General features: G+C 73.0%; 20 protein-coding genes and 1 pseudogene. 16 read left to right on the top strand and 5 right to left on the bottom strand.

Features of this window, described 5'->3' with window-relative positions; genetic code table 11:
• Positions 1–9 precede the first annotated feature (9 nt).
• The 7 genes from IPL61_03110 (at position 10) to IPL61_03080 (ending at position 8833) form a co-directional block, all read left to right on the top strand.
• Entirely contained in the window at positions 10–573 is a 564-nt protein-coding gene (locus tag IPL61_03110; GenBank protein ID MBK9030322.1) for an RNA polymerase subunit sigma, read from the top strand.
• Positions 570–3155 (top strand): serine/threonine protein kinase, encoded by a 2586-nt coding sequence (locus IPL61_03105; GenBank protein MBK9030321.1) that lies wholly within the window; start codon positions 570–572, stop codon positions 3153–3155. Before IPL61_03110 ends, IPL61_03105 begins: the two co-directional genes overlap by 4 nt.
• A 41-nt stretch (positions 3156–3196) precedes the next feature.
• Complete coding sequence (locus IPL61_03100; GenBank protein ID MBK9030320.1) at positions 3197–3934, top strand: ABC transporter ATP-binding protein; 738 nt, start codon at positions 3197–3199, stop codon at positions 3932–3934.
• Complete coding sequence (locus IPL61_03095; protein MBK9030319.1) at positions 3927–4973, top strand: ABC transporter permease; 1047 nt, start codon at positions 3927–3929, stop codon at positions 4971–4973. The genes IPL61_03100 and IPL61_03095 overlap by 8 nt, the downstream gene beginning before the upstream one ends.
• Positions 4974–5038: 65 nt before the next feature.
• Positions 5039–6259 (top strand): CDP-alcohol phosphatidyltransferase family protein, encoded by a 1221-nt coding sequence (locus IPL61_03090; GenBank protein MBK9030318.1) that lies wholly within the window; start codon positions 5039–5041, stop codon positions 6257–6259.
• A 287-nt stretch (positions 6260–6546) separates the two neighbouring features.
• Entirely contained in the window at positions 6547–7734 is a 1188-nt protein-coding gene (locus tag IPL61_03085; GenBank protein MBK9030317.1) for an alanine--glyoxylate aminotransferase family protein, read from the top strand.
• Between the two features lie 361 nt (positions 7735–8095).
• Positions 8096–8833, top strand: a complete 738-nt coding sequence (locus tag IPL61_03080; protein ID MBK9030316.1) for a phosphocholine cytidylyltransferase family protein — start codon at positions 8096–8098, stop codon at positions 8831–8833.
• Positions 8834–8849: 16 nt separating this feature from the next.
• Here IPL61_03080 and IPL61_03075 read toward each other — a convergent pair whose 3' ends face one another.
• Positions 8850–10211 carry an aspartate aminotransferase family protein gene (locus IPL61_03075; GenBank protein ID MBK9030315.1) on the bottom strand — a complete coding sequence of 454 codons (1362 nt, stop codon included), beginning with the start codon at positions 10209–10211 and terminating at the stop codon, positions 8850–8852.
• Between the two features lie 20 nt (positions 10212–10231).
• Between IPL61_03075 and IPL61_03070 the strand changes: the two genes are divergently transcribed.
• Both IPL61_03070 and IPL61_03065 read left to right on the top strand, forming a co-directional pair.
• Positions 10232–10792, top strand: coding sequence for a hypothetical protein (locus IPL61_03070; GenBank protein ID MBK9030314.1), 561 nt, complete (start codon positions 10232–10234; stop codon positions 10790–10792).
• 91 nt (positions 10793–10883) lie between these two features.
• Positions 10884–11885, top strand: coding sequence for a serine/threonine protein kinase (locus tag IPL61_03065; GenBank protein MBK9030313.1), 1002 nt, complete (start codon positions 10884–10886; stop codon positions 11883–11885).
• Positions 11886–11910: 25 nt separating this feature from the next.
• Here the strand turns inward: IPL61_03065 and IPL61_03060 are convergent, their stop codons facing one another.
• Positions 11911–14202 carry a glycogen-debranching protein gene (locus IPL61_03060; protein ID MBK9030312.1) on the bottom strand — a complete coding sequence of 764 codons (2292 nt, stop codon included), beginning with the start codon at positions 14200–14202 and terminating at the stop codon, positions 11911–11913.
• Positions 14203–14339: 137 nt separating this feature from the next.
• Entirely contained in the window at positions 14340–15842 is a 1503-nt protein-coding gene (locus IPL61_03055) for a CoA-acylating methylmalonate-semialdehyde dehydrogenase (GenBank protein ID MBK9030311.1), read from the bottom strand.
• A 156-nt stretch (positions 15843–15998) separates the two neighbouring features.
• On the opposite strand from IPL61_03055, the gene preA reads away from it, so the two are divergent.
• The 7 genes and pseudogenes from preA (at position 15999) to IPL61_03020 (ending at position 22437) form a co-directional block, all read left to right on the top strand.
• Entirely contained in the window at positions 15999–17078 is a 1080-nt protein-coding gene (gene preA / locus IPL61_03050) for an NAD-dependent dihydropyrimidine dehydrogenase subunit PreA (GenBank protein MBK9030310.1), read from the top strand.
• A 337-nt stretch (positions 17079–17415) separates the two neighbouring features.
• The gene (locus tag IPL61_03045; protein MBK9030309.1) at positions 17416–18282 is read left to right on the top strand and encodes an acyltransferase; all 867 of its coding nucleotides are present in this window, start codon (positions 17416–17418) and stop codon (positions 18280–18282) included.
• 72 nt (positions 18283–18354) lie between these two features.
• Positions 18355–19760: pseudogene (gene hydA, locus IPL61_03040) on the top strand (dihydropyrimidinase).
• A 57-nt stretch (positions 19761–19817) separates the two neighbouring features.
• Complete coding sequence (locus IPL61_03035) at positions 19818–20735, top strand: ATP-binding protein (GenBank protein ID MBK9030308.1); 918 nt, start codon at positions 19818–19820, stop codon at positions 20733–20735.
• Positions 20623–21600, top strand: a complete 978-nt coding sequence (locus IPL61_03030) for a hypothetical protein (protein ID MBK9030307.1) — start codon at positions 20623–20625, stop codon at positions 21598–21600. The genes IPL61_03035 and IPL61_03030 overlap by 113 nt, the downstream gene beginning before the upstream one ends.
• On the top strand, positions 21597–21779 hold the full coding sequence (locus IPL61_03025) for a hypothetical protein (protein MBK9030306.1): 183 nt from the start codon (positions 21597–21599) through the stop codon (positions 21777–21779). Before IPL61_03030 ends, IPL61_03025 begins: the two co-directional genes overlap by 4 nt.
• A 367-nt stretch (positions 21780–22146) precedes the next feature.
• The gene (locus tag IPL61_03020; protein MBK9030305.1) at positions 22147–22437 is read left to right on the top strand and encodes a hypothetical protein; all 291 of its coding nucleotides are present in this window, start codon (positions 22147–22149) and stop codon (positions 22435–22437) included.
• A gap of 16 nt (positions 22438–22453) precedes the next feature.
• Here the strand turns inward: IPL61_03020 and IPL61_03015 are convergent, their stop codons facing one another.
• Together IPL61_03015 and IPL61_03010 are read right to left on the bottom strand one after the other, a co-directional pair.
• Positions 22454–23434: a hypothetical protein gene (locus IPL61_03015; GenBank protein MBK9030304.1), complete on the bottom strand. Its 981-nt coding sequence runs from the start codon at positions 23432–23434 to the stop codon at positions 22454–22456.
• A gap of 67 nt (positions 23435–23501) precedes the next feature.
• Positions 23502–24830: an aspartate aminotransferase family protein gene (locus IPL61_03010; protein ID MBK9030303.1), complete on the bottom strand. Its 1329-nt coding sequence runs from the start codon at positions 24828–24830 to the stop codon at positions 23502–23504.
• Between the last annotated feature and the right edge of the window lie 22 nt (positions 24831–24852).

Here is a 24852-nt window from a genome sequence, read left to right as displayed (position 1 = left end):
TGGCGGCCCATGGCGGATGACGTCGGCGTCACCGAGCTCCTCGGCGAGCTCGCCGGCGGTGACGCCCGGGCCTACGACCGGGTGTTCACCCTGGTCTACGTCCAGCTGCGCGCGATCGCCCGGGCCCAGCTCGCGCGCGAGCGCCCGGACCACACGATCAGCCCGACCGCGCTGGTCCACGAGGCCTACGTCAAGCTGGTCGACCAGACCCGGGCGGTCTTCGCCAGCCGCGCGCACTTCCTGTCGGTCGGTGCGCTGGCGATGCGCCGGATCCTGGTCAACCACGCGGTCGCGCGGGCCGCGGCCAAGCGCGGGGGCGGCGAGCGCCTGGTCACGTTCGAGGACGATCACGCCGGCGCCGCGGCGTCCCCGGCCGAGCTGCTCGCGGTCGACCGCCTGCTCACCGAGCTGGCCGTGGACCACGACCGCCCGGCGCGGGTGGTGGTCTACAAGCTGTTCGGGGGCCTCACCGACGAGGAGGCCGCCGAGGTGCTCGCGGTGTCGGTGCCGACCGTGCGACGCGACTGGCGGTTCGCGCGGGCGTGGCTGACCCAGCGCCTGGAGCCGGCGTGAGACCGACGACCTCGACCTCGACCTCGACCTCGACCTCGACCTCGACCTCGACCTCGACCTCGACCTCGACCTCGACCTCGACCTCGACCTCGACCTCGACCTCGACCGACCACGGCGCCCAGGTGCGCGCCCTGTTCGACGAGGTCGCCGATCTCGACGCCGGGGCCCGCGCCGCCTGGCTGGCCGAGCGCGGCGTCGACGCCGCGGTGGTCGCCGAGGTCGAGGCCCTGGTCGTCGCCGATCGGTCGACCGCGGACGTGCCGGTGCTGTCGCCGGGCTGGCTCGAGCGCCTGGGCGCGACGCTCACCAGCCGCGTCGGCGAGCGCGTCGGCGAGTACACGCTGACCGCGCAGCTCGGCGCCGGCGGCATGGGCGACGTCTACCTGGCCGAGCGCGCCGACGGGGCGTTCGAGCAGCGGGTCGCGATCAAGCTGGTCCGGACCGAGCTGTCGTCGGCGGCGGTGCTGGCCCGGTTCGCCGAGGAGCGGCAGATCCTCGCGCGGCTGCGGCACCCGCACATCGCGGCGCTGTTCGGCGGCGGCGTGACCGCGGCCGGCCTGCCGTACCTGGTGATGGAGTACGTCGAGGGCGTCCCGCTCGATCAGCACGCGGCCGCGCGCGGCCTGTCGGTCGGCGCGCGCCTGGCGCTGTTCGAGGACGTCTGCGCCGCGGTCGCCCACGCCCACGCCCAGCTCACCGTCCACCGCGATCTCAAGCCCGACAACATCCTGGTGACCGACGACGGCGCCGTCAAGCTGCTCGACTTCGGCATCGCCGGGGCCCTCGGCGCCGACGGTGGCGATCGGTTCGCGCTCGCGATGACCCCGGCCTACGCGGCGCCCGAGGTCGTGGCCGGCGCCCACGGCACCACCGCGGCCGACGTCTACGCGCTCGGCGTCGTGCTGCACGAGCTCGTGACCGGCCGGCGCCCGACCCCGGGCGCCGCGCCCGACGACCCGGTCGCGCTGGCCGCCACGCTGTCGCCGGATCTGGCGGCGATCTGTCGGGCGGCGCTGGCCGCGACGCCCGACGCGCGCTACCGGTCGGTCGAGGCCCTGGCGGCGGATCTGCGCAACCTGCGCGAGCACCGGCCGGTGGCCGCGCGCGCGGGCTCCTGGCCGTACGCCGCCGGCAAGCTCGCCCGCCGACACCTGGCCGCGACCGCCGTGGCCGGGCTCGCGGTCGTGGTCGTGGCCGCGCTGGTGGTGGTCTACACCGCCCGGCTGGCCGACGAGCGCGACCGCGCCCGCGCCGAGAGCCGGCGCGCCCGGGCGACCGCGCGCGCGCTGGCCGCGATGTTCACCGCGGTCGATCCGGGCGAGCGCGCCGGCGAGCCGCTGTCCGTGCGCGATCTGTTGACCCGCGGCAAGCAGCGGGTCGACGTCGAGCTGGCCGACCTCCCCGACGAGCGCGCCCGCCTGTACCGCGTGCTCGGCGAGGTCCACACCAACCTCGGCGACTACGCCGCCGCCGAGGCGGTCCTCCGCGACGCGCTCGCGCTCGATCGCGCCGCCGGCGACCAGCCCGCGGCCGCCGAGACCCTCGCGCAGCTCGGCAACGCCCTGCGCGAGCGGTCCGAGCTGGACGAGGCCGAGGCGGTCACGCGCGAGGCGGTGGCGCTGCGCGAGGCGTTGTCCGGCGCGCACGCCCTCCCGACCGCCGCCGCGGTGCTCGATCTCGCCACGGTCGCGCTCGATCAGGGGCGGTTCCTCGAGGCGCGGGCGCTGGCCGAGCGGGCGCTGGCCGATCAGCGTCGGCTGGGCGCCGCGCCGCTGGTGGTGGCCACCACCCTCGACGTGCTCGGCGAGATCGACAGCGCGCTGGACGACCACGTCACGGCCGAGGCGCGGGCCCGCGAGGTCCTCGCGCTGACGATCGCCGCGGTCGGCGAGGTCCACCCGCGCACCGCCGCGGCCCGGCTCGCGGTCGGGTACACGCTGCGCAAGCAGGGCCGGCTCGACGAGGCCGAGCCGTACTACCGCGACGCGCTGGCGCTGCGCGAGCGGCTCTACGACGGCGATCACCCCGACGTCGCCCACAGCCTCAACCACATGGCGCGGCTGCTGCATCAGCAAGGCAAGCCGGCCGAGGCCGAGCCGCTGTACCGACGCGCCCTCGAGATGCGTCGGCGCCTGTACGGCACCAGCCACGCCGCGATCAGCGCCAGCCTCGGCGGGCTGTCCAAGGCCCTGGCCGATCTCGGGCGCCTCGACGAGGCCATCGCGCTCGCGCGCGAGTCGCTGGCGATCCTCGAGAAGCTGTACGGTGACAGCCACCCGTACGTGGCCGGGGGCCTCGGCAGCCTGGCCGAGCTGCTGCGCCGGGCCGGGCGCCGCGACGAGGCGCTGCCGCTGGCGCGCCGCGCCCTCGACCTGTCGCGGCGGCTGCTCGCGCCCGCGCACCCGGTGGTCGTCGGCGATCACCTGCTGCTGGGCCAGCTCCTGTGCGACGACGGCACCGCGGCCGAGCGCCGCGCCGGGGCGGCCGAGCTGACCCAGGCCCTGGACCTGCGCCGGGCCGCGCTCGCCGCCGACGATCCGAAGGTCCGCGAGGTCGCCGACGAGCTGGATCGCTGCCGGTGACGCCGTGGGGTTTCGGTCGCGCGTCGTGATACCCACGACCGATGAGCGCGATCCGTTGCCGCGGGCTGGTCAAGCGCTACGGCGCGGTGACCGCCGTCGACGGGCTCGACCTCGACGTCGACCGCGGCACGTGCTTCGGCCTGCTCGGGCCCAACGGCGCCGGCAAGACCTCGACGATGGAGATCGTGAGCGGCCTGGCGCCCGCGACCGCCGGCGAGGTCGAGGTGCTGGGCCTGCGGTGGGACCGGGACGCCGCCGCGCTGCGGGCGCGGATCGGCATCGCGCTCCAGGAGACCCGCCTGGCCGATCGGCTCACGGTGCTCGAGACCGTGACCTTGTTCCGCAGCTTCTACCGGCGCGGGCGCGCGCCGGCCGAGGTGCTGGCCGAGGTCGCGCTCGACGACCAGCGCGCGACCTGGGCCGGTCGGCTGTCGGGCGGGCAGCGGCAGCGCCTGGCCCTGGCGTGCGCGCTGGTCGGCGATCCCGAGGTGCTGTTCCTCGACGAGCCGACCGCGGGGCTCGATCCCCAGGCCCGGCGCCAGCTGTGGGAGCTGGTCGACGGCTTCAAGCGCCGCGGGCGCACGGTGCTCTTGACGACCCACTACATGGACGAGGCCGAGCGCCTGTGCGATCAGCTGGTGATCATCGATCACGGCAAGGTGATCGCGACCGGGGCGCCGGCCGAGCTGATCGCGCGCGCGCCGGCGGCGCCGGTCAGCCACCAGGCCACGCTCGAGGACGTGTTCGTGGCGATGACCGGGCGAGGCCTGCGTGAGTGACCGGCGGCCGAGCCCGCTGTGGCAGCTGTTCCTGGTGCGCGTGCGCGTGTACCTGCGCGCGCCGGTCGACGTGTTCTGGACCTTCGGGATCCCGATGGTGACGGCGATCGTCCTGGGCGTCGCGTTCCGCGCCCGCGGGCCGGCGCCGATCCGCGTGGCGATCGAGCGCGCCGAGCCGGCGGCCACGGCCGAGGTCGCCGCGGTCCTGGGCGCGACGCCGGGCGTGCGCGCGATCGTCGCCGGGCCGGCCGAGGCCGAGGCCGCGCTGCGCGCCGGTCGGGTGGCGGTGACGGTCCGGCCGGGGGCGCCGGTGCGGTACCGGTTCGATCCGACCCGGCAGGACGGTCGCCTCGCGCGGCTCGCGGTGGCGGCGGCGCTCGATCGCGCGGCCGATCGCGCGGCAGCGGACGCGGCCGTCGACGAGCTGGTGACCGAGCCGGGCGGGCGCTACATCGACTTCCTGATCCCGGGGCTGATCGGCATGACGCTCCTGTCGATCAGCCTGTGGGGCGTCGGCACGCCGATCGTCGACGCGCGCGCGCGCCGGCAGCTCAAGCGCCTGGCGGCGACGCCGATGCCGCGCGCCAGCTACCTGCTGGCGCTGGTGCTCGGCCACCTGATCCTCGCGGGCGCGGTGATCGCGGTGATGCTGGGGTTCGCGCGCCTGGCGTTCGACGTCGAGGTGCGCGGGTCGCTGGGCGCGGTCGCGGTGGTCGGCGCGGTCGGCGCGCTCGCGTGCGCGGGCCTGGCGATCCTGGCCGCGAGCCGCACCGCCAGCGGCGAGACCATCCAGGGGCTCAACAACCTGATCCTGCTGCCGCAGATGATCGCGTCGGGCGTGTTCTTCGCGTCGGCCCAGTTCCCCGACGCCGCGCAGCCGCTGATCCGCGCGCTGCCGCTGACCGCGCTCGCCGACGCCCTGCGCGCGGTCACGACCGAGGGCGCGTCCCTGGTCGCGGTCGGGCCCGACCTCGCGATCCTGGCGGCGTGGGGCGTCGGCTCGTTCGCGCTCGGCCTGCGGGTGTTCCGGTGGACGTGACGGTTTCGACGCCCGACCGCCGCGGGCTTTGACTCCGCCGCGTCCATCGTTTACTCAGTGGGCGCGTGTCCGCCCCGACCTCGAGCCCCATCTGCGTCGTGCTGGCCCTCGGCCCGGCGGCCGACAACTACGTCACCGGCCTGACCCTGGCCGAGCGCGGCCGCCGCGTCGCCGTGCGCGCCGGCGTCCCCGCCGACCGCGTCCACGTCGTGCGCGCCGCCGCGGACCTCGCCCGCGCCCGCGCCGCGGCCGCCGACGCGCCGCTGGTCGTGCTCGACGCCAGCGACCACGTCGTCGCCGCGCAGCTGATCGATCCGCTGCGCCTGACCGAGCCCGGCACCCGCCTGGCCTACCGCGCCGGCGCCTACGTCTCGGCGCTGCGCGCCGACGGCGCCGAGGCCACCGCGGTCTGGGACGCGCTGACCGCCGACCTCGACGATCGCGGCGTGACGATCGCCACGACCCTGGCGGCCACGGCCGAGCAGGTCGAGGTCAACGATCGCGCCCGGCACCCGGGCCGGACCAAGGACGATCTGCGCGGCGCCGACGCGTGGCAGTGGGAGCTCGTCAACAAGAAGCTCGACTCGTTCCTGACGGTCTACTTCTACCGGGTCATCTCCAAGCCGCTGACGCGGATGTTCCTGCGCACGCCGTTGTCGCCCAACATGATCACCGTGCTGTCGACGGCGCTGTCGATCGTCGGCTGCGTCATCGGCACCCGCGCCGACTGGCAGAGCCACGTGATCGGCATGGCGATGCTGGTCGCCGGCGGGATCATCGACTGCAACGACGGCGAGGTCGCGCGCCTGCGGCTCGAGGGCTCGACCCTGGGCGGCTGGCTCGACGCCATCGGCGACGACATGTCGCGGCTGGCGCTGATCCTCGCGGTCGGGATGCACATCGCGCCGCGCTACCCCGACCTGCCCATCCACGCGATCACCGGCGCCGTCATCGGCGCGACCTTGCTCACGCTCGGCCTGATCTACTGGTACTGCATCTTCGTCATCAAGTCGTCGAACAACCAGGACTACACCAACGTCCTGGGCATCGGCCCCGGCCAGGGCGAGACCACGCAGCGCTCGATCGGCCGGGTCATCGCCGACTGGGCCAGCCAGATCGTGCGCCGTGACTTCATCGACGCGGCCGCGCTGGTGCTGGCGCTGGTCAACCTGCCGGAGATCCTCGCGGTCGGCCTGGCCGCGGGTGCGGTGGTCACGGTCATCATCGTGATCCCGACCCACTTCAAGATCGTCCGCATGCGGCGCGAGGCCCGGGCTGCGGCCTGAGAGCCGGAGCTGGGGCGCGAGCCCGGGGCGGCGGCCTGAGGTCCGGGGCTGGGGCGCGAGCCCCAAACTGCGGCCGAAGGCCCGGGCCGAAGGCTGAGGCCCGGCGCGACAGAATGAGTCCGATTCACCTCGCGGCTGCTCGCCGGTTCAGTGCGCAGGTGTCGAAGAGTGAACAGCCGTGTGACAGATGTTCGTCGGAGTGGTCGCGACGGGTACGTGATCTCGGTAGGTTGTGCGCCTGACGATCCCCTCGATCGGGGGGCGTGTCGATTGCAGCCACCCCGCCCGTGACCAGGCTCCGTAGCGTCAACCAGCCGTTCGCGGAGACCTTCTCGTCCAGCGGGCATACGCTGCTGAACCCAGGGCCGTGCAACACGTCGAGCCGCGTCAAGGCGGCGGTCATCCACCACGACGTCTGCCACCGCACGTCGGAGTTCGGCATCGACTTCGGCCGGCTGGTCACCAAGCTCGGCCGGGTGTTCAGCCCGTCGCAGCCCGCCGACGAGTTCGAGCACGACGTGCTGGTCCTGACCGGCTCGGGCACCTCCGCGATGGAGGCCTCGATCGCCAGCTTCGTCCCCGCGGACAAGAAGGTGCTCGTGCTCGACAACGGCGCGTTCGGTGAGCGCATCGCCGAGATCTGCCGGCTCCACGAGCTCAACCTCGTCCACGTCCGCTACGGCTACGGCGAGGTGGTCCTGGCCGCCGACGTCGAGGCCGCGTTCGTCGCGCACCCCGAGATCGAGGTGGTCGTGCTCGTCCACCACGAGACCTCGGTCGGCCTGCTCAACCCGGTCGCCGCGATCGGCGCGATCTGCCACCACCACGACAAGCTGCTCCTGGTCGACGCGGTGTCGTCGCTCGGCGCCGAGGATCTCGACGTCGTGCGCGATCACGTCGACGTGTGCTGGTCGTCGGCCAACAAGTGCCTGCACGGCGCCGCCGGGCTAGCGTTCGTGTCGGTGGCGCCGCGGGCGTGGACCAAGTCCGCGGGCATCAAGCCGCGGTCGTTCTACCTCGACCTGCGCCGCTACAAGAAGTACCTCAACGACAGCTCGCAGACGCCGTTCACCCCGGCGGTCGGGCTGGTCTACGGCCTCGAGGCCGCGGTCGACGAGTTCCTCGAGGACGGCCACGAGGCCCGCCTCGCGATGTACGCGACCCGCAACCGCACGCTGCGCGAGGCGTTCGCGGCCATGGGGCTGCGCGCGTTCACGCACACCGGCCACGAGTCGCACAGCGTCGTGACGGTCAGCCTGCCCGACGAGCTCACGTTCGCCGATCTCGACGGCGCGATGCGGGCCCACGGCTTCGTCATCTACGACTGCAAGGCGCCGATGCAGGGCAGCTACTTCCAGGTCGCCAACATGGGGATCCTGTCGAGCGAGACCCTCGATCGGTTCCTGCGCTGCTTCGCGACCGTGCTGGGCGAGCTGGCGCCGGTCGCGCGCCGCCGCGCCGCCTCGCGGTCCTGACCCGCCACCGTGCTGGGCGCGCTGGCGCCGGTCGCAAGCCGACGCGCGGCCTCGCGGTCCTGACCGGCCACGGCGCTGGGCGAGCTGGCGCCGGTCGCGCGCCGCCGCGCCGCCGCGCGGTCCTGACCCGCCACGGCGCTGGGCGAGCTGGCGCCGGTCGCGCGTCGCCGCGCGGCCTCGCGGTCCTGACCGGCCACCGCGCTGGGCGAGCTGGCGTCGGTCGCGCGCCGCCGCGCGGCCCTGGACCCGCCGGCAGCGACGGGACGTGCGCCGCCGCTGATCGCGGTTCGTCGGCGAGCCCGCGCGCGGCGACGATCGCGCGACTTGACCGTCGCCGGTGCGACCGGGCAATGTCGTCGCGATGAAAGCCGTGATCTTGGCCGCCGGACGAGGTACGCGCCTGGCGCCGCTGACCGACAACTGTCCCAAGCCGATGGTGCAGGTGGCCGGCCGGCCGTTGATCTTGCGGACCCTCGAGCGGCTCGCGCAGGCCGGCATCCCCGATCGCGACGTCGTCATCGTCACCGGCTACCGCGAGGACATGGTCGAGGCGCTGATGCGGGCCGAGGGCCTGCGCTGCAAGCTGGTCTTCAACCCGCACTGGTTCGACTGGAACAGCTGGAACTCGCTCGCGGTCGCGCGCGAGGTGCTGATCGGCTCGCCGTTCATCCAGCTCGAGGGCGACGTGCTGTTCGACGAGCAGGTCATCCCGCGGCTGATCGCCGCCGACCGGCCGGCGGCGCTGGCGATCGAGATCAAGCCCGAGCCCGACGACGAGGCCATGAAGGCGATCGTCGACGCCGAGCTGCGGGTGACGGCGCTGTCGAAGACGCTCGATCCCAAGGCCTCGATCGGCGAGTACGTCGGCGTCGCGATGCTGAGCGCCGAGGTCGGACGCCTGGTGTTCGACGACTACGATCGGTTCGTGGCCGAGGGCATCACCCACGAGTACTACGACCACTCGTACCACCGCCTGGCCTCGACCGGCGCGGCCGAGTTCTACGCGGTCGACGTCGCCGACTGCGGCTCGATCGAGATCGACGACCCCAGCGATCTGCGCCGGGCCGAGGCCCTGCTGGCCGCGCGCGCCGGCGCGTGACCGCGCGTCCGCGAGGTCAGCTCAGCTGATCGAGCACGTCGAGCTCCTCGCGGCAGGCGGTGGCGAACGCGGCGAGGCGCTCGTCGGGGATGTCGAACCGGGGCTGCAGCCGCAGGATGCTCCAGTCGTGGCCGCACACGAACGCGAAGAAGCCGCGTCGGTACAGGCGATAGCACAGGAGCGGCCCGATCGTCGGCAGGTGCGCCAGCTCGGGCATGCCGAAGTGCTCGAACGACAGCCACGGGTGCGACGGCTGCCGGAGCTGGACGCCGATCATGAAGCCGGCGCCGCGGGTCTCGACGAACAGCGGGCAGGTCGCCAGCGCCTCGGTCAGCCGGGCGCGGAACTCGACGCCGCGGCGGGCGACGTCGGCGATCAGCTCGTCGGTGAGCAGGTCGAGCGTCGCGAGCGCGGCCACGCACGACAGGCCGTTGTAGCCGAACGTGGTGTTGTGCGACTCGCCGATGAAGAAGTTCTGGCCGTAGGCGCGCTCGAAGATCGCGCGGTGGGTCAGCATCACCGAGATCGGGACCAGCCCGCCGCCGAGGGTCTTGGCCAGGAGCGCGACGTCGGGCTGGCGCGGCCAGCCGGCGCTGGCGAGGAAGTGGCCCGAGCGCCCGAGCGCGGTCTGGACCTCGTCGGCCACCAGCAGCGCGCCGTGCTGGCTCGTCAGCGCGCACGCGGCGGCGATCATCTCGGGCGACAGCGCCCGCACGCCGCCCTCGCCCTGGATCGGCTCGACGACGACCGCGCACACGTCGCCGGCCGCCATCGCCGCGGTCAGGCCGGCGACGTCGTCGAAGGCGACCTTGTCGACCCCGGGCAGGTGCGGACCGAACGGATCGCGCAGCGGTCCGGCGTGCATCATCGCCACCGCGCCGAACGTGCAGCCGTGGTAGCCGCCGGTCAGCGCGATGATGCGCGGCTTGCCGGTCGCGGCGCGCGCGAGCTTGAGCGCGGCCTCGACCGCGTCGGCGCCCGACATGCCGAAGAACGCGTTCGAGTAGCCGGTGCGCTCGCACAGCCGCCGCGCCAGGCGTCCGGCCCACGGGTTCACGCGCGACGGGAACCAGTTGGGGCGATCGCTGTCGAGGAAACCGCGGATCGCGTCGGCGACGACGCGGTTGCGGTGGCCCAGCATCTGGGTGCCGTGGAAGTCCTCGTAGGCCTGGTCGTCGCGGTCGTGCAGGACGCCGTCCTTGACCGCGACGAACTGGATCGGCTCGCGGGCCAGGCGGGCGCGCTCGGCGATCAGCGGGTTGACGAACTCCCGGAACTCACCGAACCCGTCGCGGAAGATCTCGCTGGCCGACTCGGGCATGGATGACGGCACCACGCGCGCCCGGGTGACGTCCAGCCACCGGCGCGGAAATGCCATCGGCGCTGTAGAGTCGGGCGGTGCCGGACGAGCAGCACCCCGTGGCGCCGCGGCTGATCGCGGCGGCGCTGCTGATCTCGGCGCTGGCCGCGCGCGCGTGGTCGCTGGGGCCCGGGCACTACGACGAGATGCTGGCGCTGTGCCACGTCGCCACGTCGGCGATGGTGGTCGGCCTGATCGCCGGCTGGCCGCGGGTGGTGGCGGGCGCGCTCGTGTTCCACCTCGCGTTCGGCGTGCCGGTGTGGCTGATCGACGTCGTCGTCACCGGCACGATCCTGCCGTCGTCGATCGCCGCCCACGTCGGGCCGGTCGTGCTCGGCGGCGGCTGGTTGACGCGGCGGGCGTGGCCCGGGCCGGTGGCGGTCCCGGCGTGGGGGTTCATCATCGCCGCGATGATCGCGGTCCATCCGCTCACCGATCCGGCCCACAACGTCAACACGACCCACACGGTCTACCCCGCGATGGCCGCGGTGTTCTCGTCGCGGGCCGCGTACCTGATCGCCAACAGCCTCTTGTGCTTCGTGGCGATGGTCGCGGTCGAGCGCGTGCTCGCGCGGCTGTGGCGGCGCGCGCGCGGGTAGCGATGTCGTCGGCGGTGGGTGCGCGTGCGACAGCCAAGAAAGTTGCCCGTCCTCGGCGGCGATGGTTCCTTGGCGGTGCGAGGGGGCCTCCATGGACCTGCGATCTTCGACGGCGACCTGGACCGGCTGCAGCGGCCCGGCCGATCAACCCACGAGAGCGTTTGCGCGGCACCACGGGCGCGCCCACACCCGGCCGCCGGCGCGGCCGCCGAGCGAGGCGATCGGTCCGTACCGCGTGCTGGCGCTGCTCGGCGAGGGCGGCATGGCCCGCGTGTACCTGGCCGAGCACACGGTCATGGGGCGCCGGGTCGCGATCAAGCGGCTGCTGCCGGCGCTGGCGCAGCACCAGACCGCGCGCGCGCTGTTCCTGCGCGAGGCCCGCATCGCGGGCTCGATCCGCCACGCCAACCTGCTCGACGTCTACGACTTCGGGACCGATCCGGCCGGCCGGCCGTACTACGTGATGGAGCTCGCCGCGGGCGAGACCCTGGCGCAGCGGCTCCGGCGCGGGCCGCTGATGACGTCGCAGTGCCTCGACACCGCGATCGTGCTGGCCGACGCGGCCGCGGCGATCCACGCCGCGGGCTACGTCCACCGCGACATCAAGGCCGAGAACGTGGTGCTGGCGCGGCACGAGCGCCGCCTGGTCCCCAAGCTGATCGACTTCGGCATCGCCCAGGCGCTCGACCCCGAGGCCGACGATCCCGACGCGCTGGCGATCGGCATGTGCGGCACGCCGCGCACGATGGCGCCCGAGCAGGTCGCGGTCGACCGGATCGACGAGCGCACCGACGTCTGGGCGCTGGGCGTGCTGGTCTACGAGATGCTGTGCGCCGAGCTGCCGTTCGCCGGCGGCGCCTCGGTCCGCGACGACCTGCTGGCGATCGTCGCCGATCCGCCGCGGCCGCTGCCGGCGCACGCCGACCCCGACGTGGCCGCGATCGCCCTGACGTGCCTCGAGAAGGATCCGGCCGACCGGCCGGCGTCGGCCGCGGCGCTGGCGGCGGCGCTGCGGGCGGTGCAGGCGGACCATCGCGTGCGCCACGGCCTGCGCGGGCGCGCGGCCGACGGCGAGCGTCGCCACGCCGCGTGAGGCCCCGCGGGCTCGTCGCCGACCGTCAGCGCTCGACGAAGATCGCCAGCGCGCGCGCGGCGACGTCGTAGCGGCGGCCGTTCATCCGGTACTCGGCGCCGGCGGCGTGGAAGTTGTCCTGGTCCTCCATCCACGCGCCGGTGTCGGCGGCGCGGTACCACGCGGCGTCGGCGGCGGGCGCGGGCAGGGTCGCCGCCACCGCGGCGGGCGCGCCGTTGTACGCGACGTAGATCGAGCGGGCCGGCTCGTCGGGCGCGGCCGCGCCGGCGATCCGCCACGCCAGGAAGTGCACGCCGGGATCGTGGAAGAACGGATCGGGCAGCGGCAGGCCGTCGGTGCCGAGCCACGCCAGCGACGTGCCGTCGTGCCAGGCGCGGCGGCGCAGGGCCGGGTGCGCGCCGCGGAACGCCAGCAGGCGGGCGGTGAAGGTGTGGAACGCCGGCTGCGCGCTGGCCGCGGCGGGGGCTAGCCAGGTCGCGACCGAGTCGAGGTTGTAGGGGTTGTTGTTGCAACGCTGGCTGTGCAGCGCCTCGTCGCCGCCGACCATCATCGGCACGCCGGCCGACAGCATCAAGAGCGCGAGGCTCGTGCGCGCGGCCTGGCGCTGGCGCGCGGCGTCGCCGCCGAAGTCCCAGGCGTAGTTGGCGTCGGTGCCGCCGTTCGACGGCCCGTACGGCCACGCCTGGTCGTTGCGCTTGGCCGTGCACGCGTGCACGTCGGCCAGCGTGAAGCCGTCGTGGGCGACGATGAAGTTCACCGACGCCGCCGGCGGGCGCCCGCCGGCGCGGAACAGGCCGGGCGAGCCGACCAGGCGATCGGCCAGGCCGCCCAGGGTGACGTCGACGACGTCGACCAGGTTGACGTCCTGGCGCACCAGGTCGCGGTACTGGTCGTTCCACTCGGACCAGCCGGCCGGGAAGCGCCCGACCTGGTAGGTGCCGGCGCCGATCGCCCAGGGCTCGGCGATCAGATCGACGCCGGCGCCGCCGTCGGCGGGGCGGGCCGGCAGCTCGGCGACCGCGCGGCGCAGGACCCCGTCGGGATCGCCGGGGTCCCAGCGGTAGCAGCCGCGGTCGCAGCCGTTGGCCAGCACCGGCGCGAGATCGAAGCGGAAGCCGTCGACGCCGAGGTCGCGGTGCCACGCGGCGAGCGAGTCGATCACGAGGTCGCGGAACAGCGGGTGGCGCGCGTTGGTGTTGGCGCCGATGCCGGTGTTGTCCTGGAAGCCGGTGCCGCTGGTCGACAGCTGGTAGTAGGCGGCGTTGTCGAGCCCGCGCAGCGACAAGAGCGAGCCGCCGCCGCCCTCGGCGGTGTGGTTGTAGACCACGTCGATGAGCACCTTGAGCCCGGCGGCGTGGAAGCTGCGGACCATCGCCCGCCACTCGCGGGTCGGGCCGCCCGGCGTGCGGTCGCACGCGTAGCGTCGGTCCGGCGCGAAGAACGCCAGGGTCGAGTAGCCCCAGTAGTTGTCGCCGCCGGCGCTGCTCGGGTCGACGTCGTTGGCGTCGTTGCCGGTCTCCTGCACCGGCAGGAACTCGACCGCGGTGACGCCGAGCGCGGCCAGCTCGGCGGCGCGGGCCGCGGCCCCGGCGTAGGTGCCGGCGCAGCCGAGCGTCGGATCGGCGGCGGTCAGGCCGCGCAGGTGGACCTCGTAGATCACGTCGTCGGCCAGGGCCCGGGTCGGGCGCGGGCCGAGATCGCCGTCGGCGAGCGCGCCACGCGGCAGCACCAGGCCCTTGGGCGCGATCGGCCCGCTGTCGAGCGCGCGGGCGGCGTCGTCGGTGCGGTAGGCGGTGCCGTCGAGCGAGCCGGGCGTGATGGGATCGTGGCTGACCTCGCGCGCGTACGGATCGAGCAGCAGCTTGTTGGGGTTCATGCGGTCGCCGTCGGCGGTGACCCGCGCGACGAAGCCCAGGTCGCTGCCCGGGGTCCAGGCCGGATCGTAGGTCCAGCTCGGGCCCCACGCCCGGTAGCCGTAATGGATCGTCGTGACCCCGGCCGCGATCAGCTCGGCGGCGGTGACCTGCGCGGCCCAGTCACCGTCGACGCCGCGCGCCATCGCCACGCGCAGCCGCGCCGGCGCCGATCGCGGCGCGTCGTAGATCCACAGCTCGACCCGGGTGGCCCGCTCGGACGCGACCCGGAAGTGCACGGCCGCGCCGTCGGGCGCCCAGGTCGCGCCCCGGGGCGGCAGGAACGGCAGCGGCGCGGCGTCGCCATCGTCGGGGCGCGCGTCGGCCGGGACTACCGGATCCTGGGCGGCGGGACACGCCGCGAGTCCTGGCACCAGCGCGAGAGCGACGATGGCGAGCCGCACCGACGCGCACGATGCAACCGGCGTGCGCGCGCCGCGGCCAATGGTCGCGCCGTGATCGGGCGGACGACGGCGGCGGCGCTGAGCCGCGCGGTCGCGCGACGTTGCCAAACGCAACGACCGCGTCGCCCGTCCCGCGGTCAGCGGTTCTGCGGGAACCCGAGGTCGACGCCGCGGTGGCGCGGGTCGGGCCAGCGGCTGGTGATGACCTTGCCGCGGGTGTAGAAGCGCACGCCGTCGGTGCCGTACATGTGCAGGTCGCCGAACAGCGACGCCTTCCAGCCGCCGAACGAGTAGTAGGACATCGGCACCGGGATGGGCACGTTGATGCCGACCATGCCGACCTCGACCTCGTGCTGGAACTTGCGGGCGGCGCCGCCGTCGTTGGTGAACAGCGCCACGCCGTTGGCGTAGACGCTGCCGTTGACCAGCGCGAGCGCCTGATCGTAGGTGTCGACGCGGGTCACGCCCAGCACCGGGCCGAAGATCTCGTCCTGGTAGATCGACATCGACGGCTTGACCTGATCGAACAGGCACGGGCCGAGGAAGAACCCGTCCTCGTGGCCGGGCACCTTGAGCCCGCGGCCGTCGGCCAGGAGCGCCGCGCCGTCGGCGACGCCGGCGTCGACGTAGCCGGCGACCTTGTCGCGGTGCACGCGGGTGATCAGCGGGCCCATCTCGGACGTCGGGTCCGAGCCGGGGCCGGTCTTGAGCTTGGCGATGCGCTCGAGCATCTTGGGGATGAGCTTGTCGGCGGCGCCGCCGACCGCGACCACCATCGAGATCGCCATGCACCGCTCGCCGGCCGAGCCGTAGCCGGCCCCGACCGCGGCGTCGGCGGCCAGGTCCATGTCGGCGTCGGGCAGCACGATCATGTGGTTCTTGGCGCCGCCCAGCGCCTGCACCCGCTTGCCGTGCCGGGTGCCGGTCTCGTAGATGTAGCGGGCGATCGGCGTCGAGCCGACGAACGACACCGCGGCGACGTCGGGGTGCTCGAGCAGGCGATCCACGGCCACCTTGTCACCGTGGACCACGGTGAACACGCCCGGCGGCAGGCCGGCGTCGCGCAGCAGCTCGGCGCAGAAGTTGGCGGCCGACGGGTCGCGCTCTGACGGCTTGAGCACGAACGTGTTGCCGCACGCGATCGCGATCGGGAACATCCACATCGGCACCATCGCCGGGAAGTTGAACGGCGTGATGCCGGCGACGACGCCCAGCGGCTGGCGGATCGAGTAGCTGTCGACCTCGGTCGAGACGTTCTCGGACAGCTCGCCCTTCTGGAGCTGGGCGATGCCGCACGCGAACTCGATGACCTCGAGGCCGCGGTTGACCTCGCCCAGCGCGTCCGACGGCACCTTGCCGTGCTCGCGGGTGAGGATCGCGGCGATCTCGACCTTGTGGCGATCGACCAGCTCGCGGAACGCGAACATGACCTTGGTGCGCTTGGCCAACGACGCGCTGGTCCAGGTCGCGGCCGCGGCCTTGGCCGAGGCCACCGCCTGATCGACCACCGCCGGCGTGGCGAGCGCGACCCGGGCCTGCACCGCGCCGGTCGCGGGGTTGAACACGTCGCCGTGGCGCTCGCTGGGCCGCGGGTCGGCCTGGCCGTCGATCCAGTGCGGGATGATGGTCTCGGTGGTCATGGGCGCGGGTCTATCACGGCGGCGTTGCCAGTTGAACGGCCTTCGCGAGGCGTGTTACCCACGAAGTTCCAGCGCGCGCCGGTCGTCGGCTGCGCCACTCACGCTGCACCGACCCCGGGGGATCACGTGGCCGACCTGTCCATCACCGTCAACGGCATGAACTTCGACAACCCGTTCCTGCTCGGATCGGGCCCGCCCGGCACCAACGGCAAGGTCATCGCTCGGTCCTACGACCTCGGCTGGGGCGGCATGGTCTGCAAGACCTTCTCGCTCGACGCCAGCAAGGTCATCAACACCGCGCCGCGCTACGCCAAGGTCCGCGCCAAGGGCAGCGACGAGGTGATCGGCTTCCAGAACATCGAGCTGATCAGCGATCGGCCGTACGAGGACTGGCTCGACGACCTCAAGCAGCTCAAGAAGAACTACCCGAACAAGATCCTGATCGCCTCGATCATGGAGGAGTACCGCAAGGAGGCCTGGCAGCAGATCGTGCGCGAGGTCCAGCTGACCGGCGTCGACGGCTTCGAGATGAACCTGTCGTGCCCGCACGGCCTGCCCGAGCGCAAGATGGGCATGGCGATGGGCGAGAACCCCGACATCGTCGAGGAGGTCGTCGGCTGGGTGAAGGAGGTCTCGACCATCCCGGTGTGGGCCAAGATGACGCCCAACGTCGGCAACCCGACCGTGCCGGCCGCCTCGGCCCTGCGCGCCGGCGCCGACGGCATCGCGATGATCAACACGATCCTCTCGGTCAGCGGCATCGACATGAAGACGCTGCGGCCGACGCCGACCGTCGAGGGCCACAGCGTGCCCGGCGGCTACTCGGGCCAGTGCGTGCGCCCGATCGCGCTGCGCCAGGTCATGGAGGTCGCGCGCGCCAACCCCGGCGTCGAGATCAGCGGCATGGGCGGCATCGAGACCGGCGCCGACGCCGCGCAGTTCATGCTGCTGGGCGCGTCGACGGTCCAGGTCTGCACCGGCGCGATGCTGCGCGGCTACGAGATCATCGCCCAGCTCAAGGACGAGCTGGCGAAGTTCATGACCGATCACAGCTTCGCGAACATCCGCGAGTTCCAGGGCAAGAGCCTGCCGTACTTCACGACCCACCACGACCTCGTCGATCGGCAGAAGTCGGCGCGCGACGCCAAGGAGGCCGCGCGCGGCCGCTCGAACCGCGACGCCGAGACCTGGAAGGGCGACATCTCCAAGGAGACCGCGACGCTGGTCACGGACTGAGCGCCGCAGCATGACCGCGCTGGCGCGCTCGACGATCGTGATGGTCCTGGCCGGCGCGGCCTGGACGCGACGCCGCGCCGGCGGCCGTGCGTCCCTGGCCGGCGTCCGCCTAGGCCGCGCGCTGGGGACCTGGCCCGGGGCCCGGTCAGGCGTCGGCTCGGCGACGAGGCGCTCGGCCGGCCGCCTCGTGTGTAATCCCCGCCCATCGCAGTCGCCCACCGGCCGGCCCGGTTCGACCCCGCCCCGTGTCGCCCCGGCACGTTGCCGCCCCCGCGCCCGGGCCGCGCTCAGGGGTAAGATGGCGCCCCACCGCACCAACGCTCGAGGGGGAACCTGCATGGCGCGCAAAGTCATCTCCGGCCTGATCCAGGCCAGCAACCCGATCAACGACGAGTCCCGGCCGGTCGCCGAGATCCAGGCGGCGATGCTCGAGAAGCACCTGCCGATGATCCACGACGCCGGCAAGCAGGGCGTCCAGATCCTCTGCCTGCAGGAGATCTTCAACGGCCCGTACTTCTGCCCCGGCCAGGACCGGCGCTGGTACGACGCCGCCGAGCCGTGCCCAGGGCCGCTGACCGAGCTGATGAGCGGCATCGCCCGGCAGTACCAGATGGCGATCGTGCTGCCGATCTACGAGCGCGAGCAGGCCGGCATCTACTACAACACCGCCGCGATCATCGACGCCGACGGCAGCTACCTCGGCAAGTACCGCAAGACCCACATCCCGCAGACCTCGGGCTTCTGGGAGAAGTACTTCTTCCGCCCGGGCAACCTGGGCTACCCGGTGTTCAAGACCCGGTACGCGACGATCGGCGCGTACATCTGCTACGACCGCCACTTCCCCGAGGGCGCGCGCGCGCTGGGCCTCGCCGGCGCCGAGATCGTCTACAACCCGTCGGCGACCGTGGCCGGGCTGTCGCAGCACCTGTGGAAGATCGAGCAGCCGGCCCACGCGATCGCCAACGGCTACTACGTCGGCGCGATCAACCGGGTCGGCACCGAGGCGCCGTGGAACGTCGGCAAGTTCTACGGCAACTCGTACTTCGTGAACCCGCGCGGCGAGATCATCGCGTGCGGCTCCGAGGACGATGACGAGCTGGTCGTGGCCGAGCTCGACCTCGATCTGATCGAGGAGGTCCGCCGCACCTGGCAGTTCTTCCGCGACCGGCGCCCCGACGCCTACGGCCCGCTGACCGAGCAGTAGCGGGCCGCGCCCGCCCCGCGTCGTCGGGGCCCGGCCCCGCGACCCGCCTCACCACGAGACCAGGAGTAGGTCATGACTCGCACGCTCATCAAGGACGGCACCGTCGTCACCGCGTCCGACACCTTCGCCGCCGACGTGTGGATCGAGGGCAGCACGATCGTCGGGCTGACCCACGCGTCACAGCGGGCCGGCCTCGGCCAGCCCGATCGCACGATCGACGCCGCCGGCAAGTACGTCATGCCGGGCGGCATCGACGCCCACACCCACATGGAGCTGCCGTTCGGCGGCACGACCGCGTCCGACGACTTCGCGACCGGCACGGTCGCGGCCGCCCACGGCGGCACGACCACGATCCTCGACTTCGCGATCCAGACGAAGGGGGCGTCGATGCGGGCCGGGCTCGACGCCTGGCACGCCAAGGCCGAGGGCAAGGCCGCGATCGACTACGGCTTCCACATGATCATGACCGAGGCCAACGCCGACACGCTCGAGGGCATGGGCGCGCTGGTGCGCGAGGGCGTGACCAGCTTCAAGATGTTCATGGCGTACCCGGGCGTGTTCCTCGTCGACGATCAGCAGATCTTCCGCGCCATGCTGAAGGCCGGCGAGCTGGGCGCGCTGATCACGATGCACGCGGAGATCGGCCTGCCGATCGACGTGCTGGTGCAGCGGGCGCTGGCGGAGGGCCACACCGCGCCGGTCTACCACGCGCTGACCCGGCCCGAGGTCGCCGAGGCCACGGGCACCGAGCGCGCGCTCGCGCTGGCCGAGATGGCCAAGGCGCCGGTCTACATGGTCCACCTGTCGGCGCAGCGCGCGCTCGAGCGGGTGATGGAGGCGCGCGATCGCGGCCTGCCGGCCTACGCCGAGACCTGCCCGCAGTACCTGTTCTGCTCCGAGGACGATCTGCGCGGCACGCCGGCGACGAGTGGCAGGGCGCTGGCTACGTGTGCACGCCGCCGCTGCGGCCGGCCCACCACCACGAGCACCTGTGGCGCGGCCTGCGCAACTACGACCTGCAGACCGTGGCCACCGATCACTGCCCGTTCTGCATGAAGGATCAGAAGGAGCTGGGCCGCGGCGACTTCTCGAAGATCCCCAACGGCATGCCCGGGGTCGAGACCCGGCTGTACCTGCTGTGGGAGGGCGTCCGCGCCGGCAAGATCTCGATGAACCGCTTCGTCGAGATCACCGCGACCGCGCCCGCCAAGATCTTCGGGCTCTACCCCAAGAAGGGCACGATCGCGGTCGGCGCCGACGCCGACGTGCTGGTGTGGGACCCCGACCGCGAGAAGGTGCTGGGCGTCGACACGCTGCACATGCGCGTCGACTACTCGCCGTTCGAGGGCCGCCGGATCGTCGGCGCGCCGTCGCACGTGCTGGCCCGCGGCGAGGTGGTCGTGCAGGACGACCGCTGGGTCGCCAAGGCCCGCGAGGGCCGCGGCCAGTTCCTCAAGCGCGGCACGTTCGCGCTGTAGCGTCGGCGTCGGGACCGGCGTGCGCGCGCGATCGAGACATGCGAAAGTAGCGGCGTCGTGTCCCTCCTTCCGGTCCGCCTCGATGACCTGATTCACGCTCGCACCGTCGAATCGGTGCGGATCGATTTCAAGGTGGGCTGGAACGACGTCATCCGCGCCAGCGTGGTGCAGACCATCGCGGCGTTCGCGAACGACTTCCAGGGATTGAACGGTGGCTACGTCGTCTTGGGGATCGCCGAGGTCGGCGGTCAACCGGTCCTGCCGCCGGCTGGGCTAGACGACCTCGATCTCGAGAAGGTGCAACAGCAGATCCGGGTCGCGTGTGAGCGGATCGAGCCTCCGTACCAGCCCCGCGTCGTGCCTGAGCGGTTCCAGGACAAGGCGATCATCGTGATCTACGCGCCACTGGGTGATGCTCGGCCGTACCAAGCCCCGAGCGATGTCGCCAAGGGCGCCGCGCGCCAGTACTACGTGCGCATCGGGCCCGAGACGCTCGCGGCCAAGCCGTCGGTGTTGACGCAGTTGCACGAGCGCACCGCGCGGGTGCCGTTCGACGAGCGGCGACGTGTCGACGTCGCGCTGGCGGCGATCTCTCCACGCCTGCTCGCGCGCTATCTGCAGGACGTCGGCAGCGACCTCGCGGCCGATGCCGACGCCCTCGATGTGAGCGACGTGCTGCGCCGACTTCGGCTGACCGGCGGCGTCAACGGCACCGAGGGGCCCCGCAACGCGGCCCTCATGTTCTTCACCGAGTCCCCGGAAGACTACTTCCCCGGGGCGATGATCGAGCTCGCGCAGTTTCGGGACGATGCTGGCGGCGACCTCATCGAGACGCGGTCGTTTCGCGGGCCTGTCGCACCAGGTGACCCAGACCCTGGACTACCTCAGCGGGCTGTTCGGGGAGGTCGTGCGCAAGGTCGCCGACGACCCGCAGGTCGAGCGCGTGGTCGCGTACCCGTCGAAGGCACTGCGTGAAGCCATCGTCAACGCGGTGTACCATCGGAGCTACGACGCTGGCGGTCGCCCGACCCGCATCGCGCTGTACCCGGACCGTGTCGAGGTGACCAGCTATCCGGGGCCGGTGCCGGGTATCGAGCTCTCCCACTTTTCGGTCGGGGCCCATCCTCCGGCGGCGCCGGCCCGGAATCCTCGCGTCGGCGAGATGCTGAAGTCGCTCCGATTGGCCGAGACCTGGCAGACCGGTGTGCCCAAGATCCACCGAGCGATGCAGGACAACGGGTCTGGTGCGCCGCGCTTCGAGTTCGACGACGATCGCACCTACTTCCGGGTCGTTTTACCCGCGCATCCAGGGTACGTCGTGCTGCACGCCGCCCGAGAGGCCACCGCGCTCTGGCACCAGGGCATGGAACACGATGCGATCAACCATCTGAGCCAGGCGCTGGAGCGCGTGCCGACCTCAGGTGCATTGGTCGCACTGCTGGTCGAGTACCTCGCCCGGACCGGCAACCTCGAGGTCGCGCGCAGCGCGTTCACCAAGTTCGAGCGAGCACCCGGTGGTCGCGATCGTCACCTGGCGTACATCGCGATGGGCCGCGGGTACCTCGACGCCGACCTGACTGACGAAGCGGCCGAGCTGTTCCGCGCTGCGCCTCGGCCGCCCGACCTGCGGCATCAGGTCGATCTCGCGATCCTGCACAAGCGGTCGCGCGACTTCGAGACAGCCAATCGCGTCTTCACCGCGGTCGCGTCGCAGATCCAGTCCGACCCGCGCGCCCTGCACTACTTCGCGCAGACCAAGCTCGAGATCGCGCGCCGGACCCGCGCGATGGCGCCCGTCGCGTCCTGCTGCTGGAGGTCCTCGATATCCTGCTGCGCGTGATCGAGCTGGCGCATGATCAACCGGTGCGGGCCTCTCACGCCTGGTTCGACATCGCGCGCGTGCGCAGTGACCTTGGACAGCCCGAGGCCGCGATCGAGGAGGCGCGAAGCCGCGCGGTGACGCTGAACCCGACGGAACCCAGGTTCAAGTTGGCGATCAAGCCACGCCGGCGGGGCTGACCGTCTAGCCAGCGGCGTGCGGACGTCGGCCCGCGTGGAGGTCGAGCACCCGGTCGTCGGCGTCGCGCTGTCGCGGTGCGGTTGGCCGGGCGCGGGCCGGCCGCCCGCGCTAGCCTCGAGGCCTGCCGGGCCGATCGCTGCGCGCGTGGGTGCATCGGGTCGGGCCGGCGGTGCTGGCGCTGGTGGTGGTGCGCTGGGTGCCGGCGTGGTGGTGCGGGCGCGACGCCGCCGGCTGGTACCGCGGCGACCCCGGGCTCCAGCGCGGGCTGGCCGACGAGCTGGTCGCGTTCGAGGCCCACGACGACCGCGCGCGGGCCCTGCCAGGTGGTGGGCGCTTCGCCGGCGGTGGGCGCTGGTCACGCACCAGATGGCGTCGCTGGGCCTGGCGCAGCTGTGCCTGGCCCACCCCGACTGGCGCGCGCTACGGCCGGTGGTCACGCGGGCCGCGCTCAAGAGCTGGCTGCCGGAGATGCGCGATTTCGGCACCGCCGCCTGGCACGGCGAGGACGCGCTGGCGGCGATCGGCGGTCCCCACGGCCACGCCTACCTGGCCTGCGCGGCGCCTGGTCGTGCTGGGCGTCGTGCCGGCGCTGCTGGTGCTCCGGCTGGTGCGCTGGTTGGTGCGGTGGCTGGTGCCGGGCGCGCGTCGGCCGCGTGAGCGTGCCGTGCGCCGGCTATGGCGCGCGGCGCGGCGTCAGGTCGACGCTGGTGTACGTGCCGGCCTCGGCGATCATCGGCGCGTCGGCCAGGAGCGTCAGCGTGCCGCTGGCGAGCTCGGCGGCGGTGCGGAAGCCCCAGACCTGCACGTAGGCCGCGGCGAGCGGCGGCACGCCGAGCACCATGAACACGCCGTCCTTGTTCATCACCGGCGCCTGGCTGTGGCGAACCGGCAGGCTCGACGAGCCCGCGCTGAAGTAGTAGGTGTCGACGCCCGGGGCGTGCGCGCTGCCGGTGCTGACCGTGGCGACCGCGTTGGAGACGCGGTGGCCCTGGCAATCGACCATCGTGCCGAGCGCGGTCGCCGTGGACGGATCGCGCGTGACGCCCAGGAACGCGGGGAGCGCGTTCGCGGTGCCCTGCGACAGCGGCGACAGCTCGATCGCCTGAGCGGTGCCGGGGACGAGGTAGCGACCGACCACGTACGAGCGGACGTATCCGGTCGCCTCCATCACGAACCCGTAGCGGCGGACCCCGGCGGGCAGCGGGGCCACGGTCATCGCGAAGTCGCCGCGAGTCGAGGCGACGTCCGAGCTGGTCGCGGCGCCCAGGCTGGTCGCGGGCGTCAGCATCGGGAACGCGGTCACCTGGGCGGCGCCGACCCCTGACCCGGTCTGGAAGTCGGTGATCGTCCCGGTCAGCGCGATCGACCCCGCCGGCGGCAGATCGGTCGAGGCCGTCTCGAGGCAGCTCCAGTCGGCGTCGCCGAGCTCGGTCCAGCCCCCGGGTCCTTGCTGGTTGGCCCGCGTGATCGCCGTCGGCGTCGGGAACCCCGGGTTCGTGCCGGTCGGGACCACCGGCGTGGGCCCGTCGATCGCGGCGTCCGTCGGGGCGTCGAGCTCGGCGCTGTCGGCCGCGCTGGCGTCGTGCGCCGGCGATTCACCGCCGCCGCACCCACCCAGGACCAACAGGACCGCCGCCCACCTCGATCGAGTCATGCCGGCATCCTAACCGACCGGCGCGCCCCGGCGCGCGCGGGCCGGGCGGGGCGTGATCGGCGCCACGCTACGCGACGTGGGCGAGCGCGTCGCCGAGGACGCTGACGATCGTGTCGATCTCGTTCTTCTCGACGATGAACGGCGGCGCGAGCTGGATCGTGTCGCCGCCGTAGCGGACGTAGACGCCGTTGGCGAGGCACGCCATCGCGATCTCGAACGGGCGCTTGGCCGGCTCGCCCGGCGCCGCGGCGATCGAGAAGCCGGCGGCGAGGCCGTAGTTGCGGATGTCGGTGACGTGCGGCGCGCCCTTGAGGCTGTGGACCGCGTCCTCCCAGTACGGCGCCAGCTCGCGCACGCGCTCGACCGCGCGGTCCTTGACCAGGAGCTCGAGCGCGGCGACGCCCGCGGCGCAGGCGATCGGGTGGGCCGAGTAGGTGTAGCCGTGCGCGAACTCGAGCATGTACGCCGGGCCGCCGGCGGCCATGAACGTGTCGTAGATGTGCTTGGACGCGATCACCGCGCCCAGCGGCTGGGTGCCGTTGGTGACCTGCTTGGCGACGTTCATGATGTCGGGGGTGACGCCGAAAGCCTCGGCGCCGGTGTACGCGCCGACCCGGCCGAACCCGGTGATGACCTCGTCGAAGATCAGCAGGATGTCGTGCTTGGTGCAGATGTCCCGCAGCCGCTGCAGGTAGCCGACCGGCGGCGGGATGACCCCGGCCGAGCCCGCCATCGGCTCGACGATCACCGCGGCGATGTTCGACGCGTCGTGGAGCGCGATCAGCTTGAGCAGATCGTCGGCCAGCTCGGCGCCCTGGGCCGGCATGCCGCGGTGGAAGCCGCCGAGCTGGGTGTGCGGCAGGTGATCGGCCTCGATGCCCTGGCCGTAGGCCTTGCGGTTGCCGGCGATGCCGCCGACGGAGATGCCGCCGAAGTTGACGCCGTGGTAGCCCTTCTCGCGTCCGATCAGGCGGGTCTTGGTGCCCTGGCCCCGGGCCCGCCAGTAGGCGCGCGCCATCTTGAGCGAGGTGTCGGCCGACTCGGAGCCCGAGCCGGTGAAGAACACGTAGTCGAGCCCGGCCGGGGTCAGCTCCTTGAGCTTGTTCGCGAGCGCGAACGAGGCCGGGTGGCCGTACTGGAACGCCGGCGCGTAGTCGAGGGTCGCGGCCTGGCGCTGGATCGCCTCGACGATCTCGCGGCGGCCGTGGCCCAGGCCGGCGCACCACAGGCCGCTGAGCCCGTCGAGGATCTGCTTGCCGTGGACGTCGGTGTAGTACGCGCCCTCGGCGGCGACGATCATGCGAGGGTTGGCCTTGAACTCGCGGTTGCCGGTGAAGGGCATCCAGTGGGCGTCGAGCCAGGCGGCGTCGGTGCGCGGGGGCATGGAGTCGGTCATGGGATCCTCGGTGCGCGGCGGA

The organism is Myxococcales bacterium (genome assembly GCA_016717005.1).
Classification (GTDB): domain Bacteria; phylum Myxococcota_A; class Polyangia; order Haliangiales; family Haliangiaceae; genus UBA2376.
This window is presented reverse-complemented; position numbering and strand designations above follow the sequence as displayed.

What these genes read in the sequence shown, in the direction of transcription:
- IPL61_03110 (MBK9030322.1), top strand. Translation starts at nt 10, where the DNA reads ATGGCGGATGACGTCGGCGTCACCGAGCTCCTCGGCGAGCTCGCCGGC.
- IPL61_03100 (MBK9030320.1), top strand. Translation starts at nt 3,197, where the DNA reads ATGAGCGCGATCCGTTGCCGCGGGCTGGTCAAGCGCTACGGCGCGGTG.
- IPL61_03080 (MBK9030316.1), top strand. Translation starts at nt 8,096, where the DNA reads ATGAAAGCCGTGATCTTGGCCGCCGGACGAGGTACGCGCCTGGCGCCG.
- IPL61_03075 (MBK9030315.1), bottom strand. Translation starts at nt 10,211, where the DNA reads ATGGCATTTCCGCGCCGGTGGCTGGACGTCACCCGGGCGCGCGTGGTG.
- IPL61_03065 (MBK9030313.1), top strand. Translation starts at nt 10,884, where the DNA reads ATGGACCTGCGATCTTCGACGGCGACCTGGACCGGCTGCAGCGGCCCG.
- IPL61_03055 (MBK9030311.1), bottom strand. Translation starts at nt 15,842, where the DNA reads ATGACCACCGAGACCATCATCCCGCACTGGATCGACGGCCAGGCCGAC.
- preA (MBK9030310.1), top strand. Translation starts at nt 15,999, where the DNA reads ATGAACTTCGACAACCCGTTCCTGCTCGGATCGGGCCCGCCCGGCACC.
- IPL61_03045 (MBK9030309.1), top strand. Translation starts at nt 17,416, where the DNA reads ATGGCGCGCAAAGTCATCTCCGGCCTGATCCAGGCCAGCAACCCGATC.
- IPL61_03020 (MBK9030305.1), top strand. Translation starts at nt 22,147, where the DNA reads ATGGCGTCGCTGGGCCTGGCGCAGCTGTGCCTGGCCCACCCCGACTGG.
- IPL61_03015 (MBK9030304.1), bottom strand. Translation starts at nt 23,434, where the DNA reads ATGACTCGATCGAGGTGGGCGGCGGTCCTGTTGGTCCTGGGTGGGTGC.
- IPL61_03010 (MBK9030303.1), bottom strand. Translation starts at nt 24,830, where the DNA reads ATGACCGACTCCATGCCCCCGCGCACCGACGCCGCCTGGCTCGACGCC.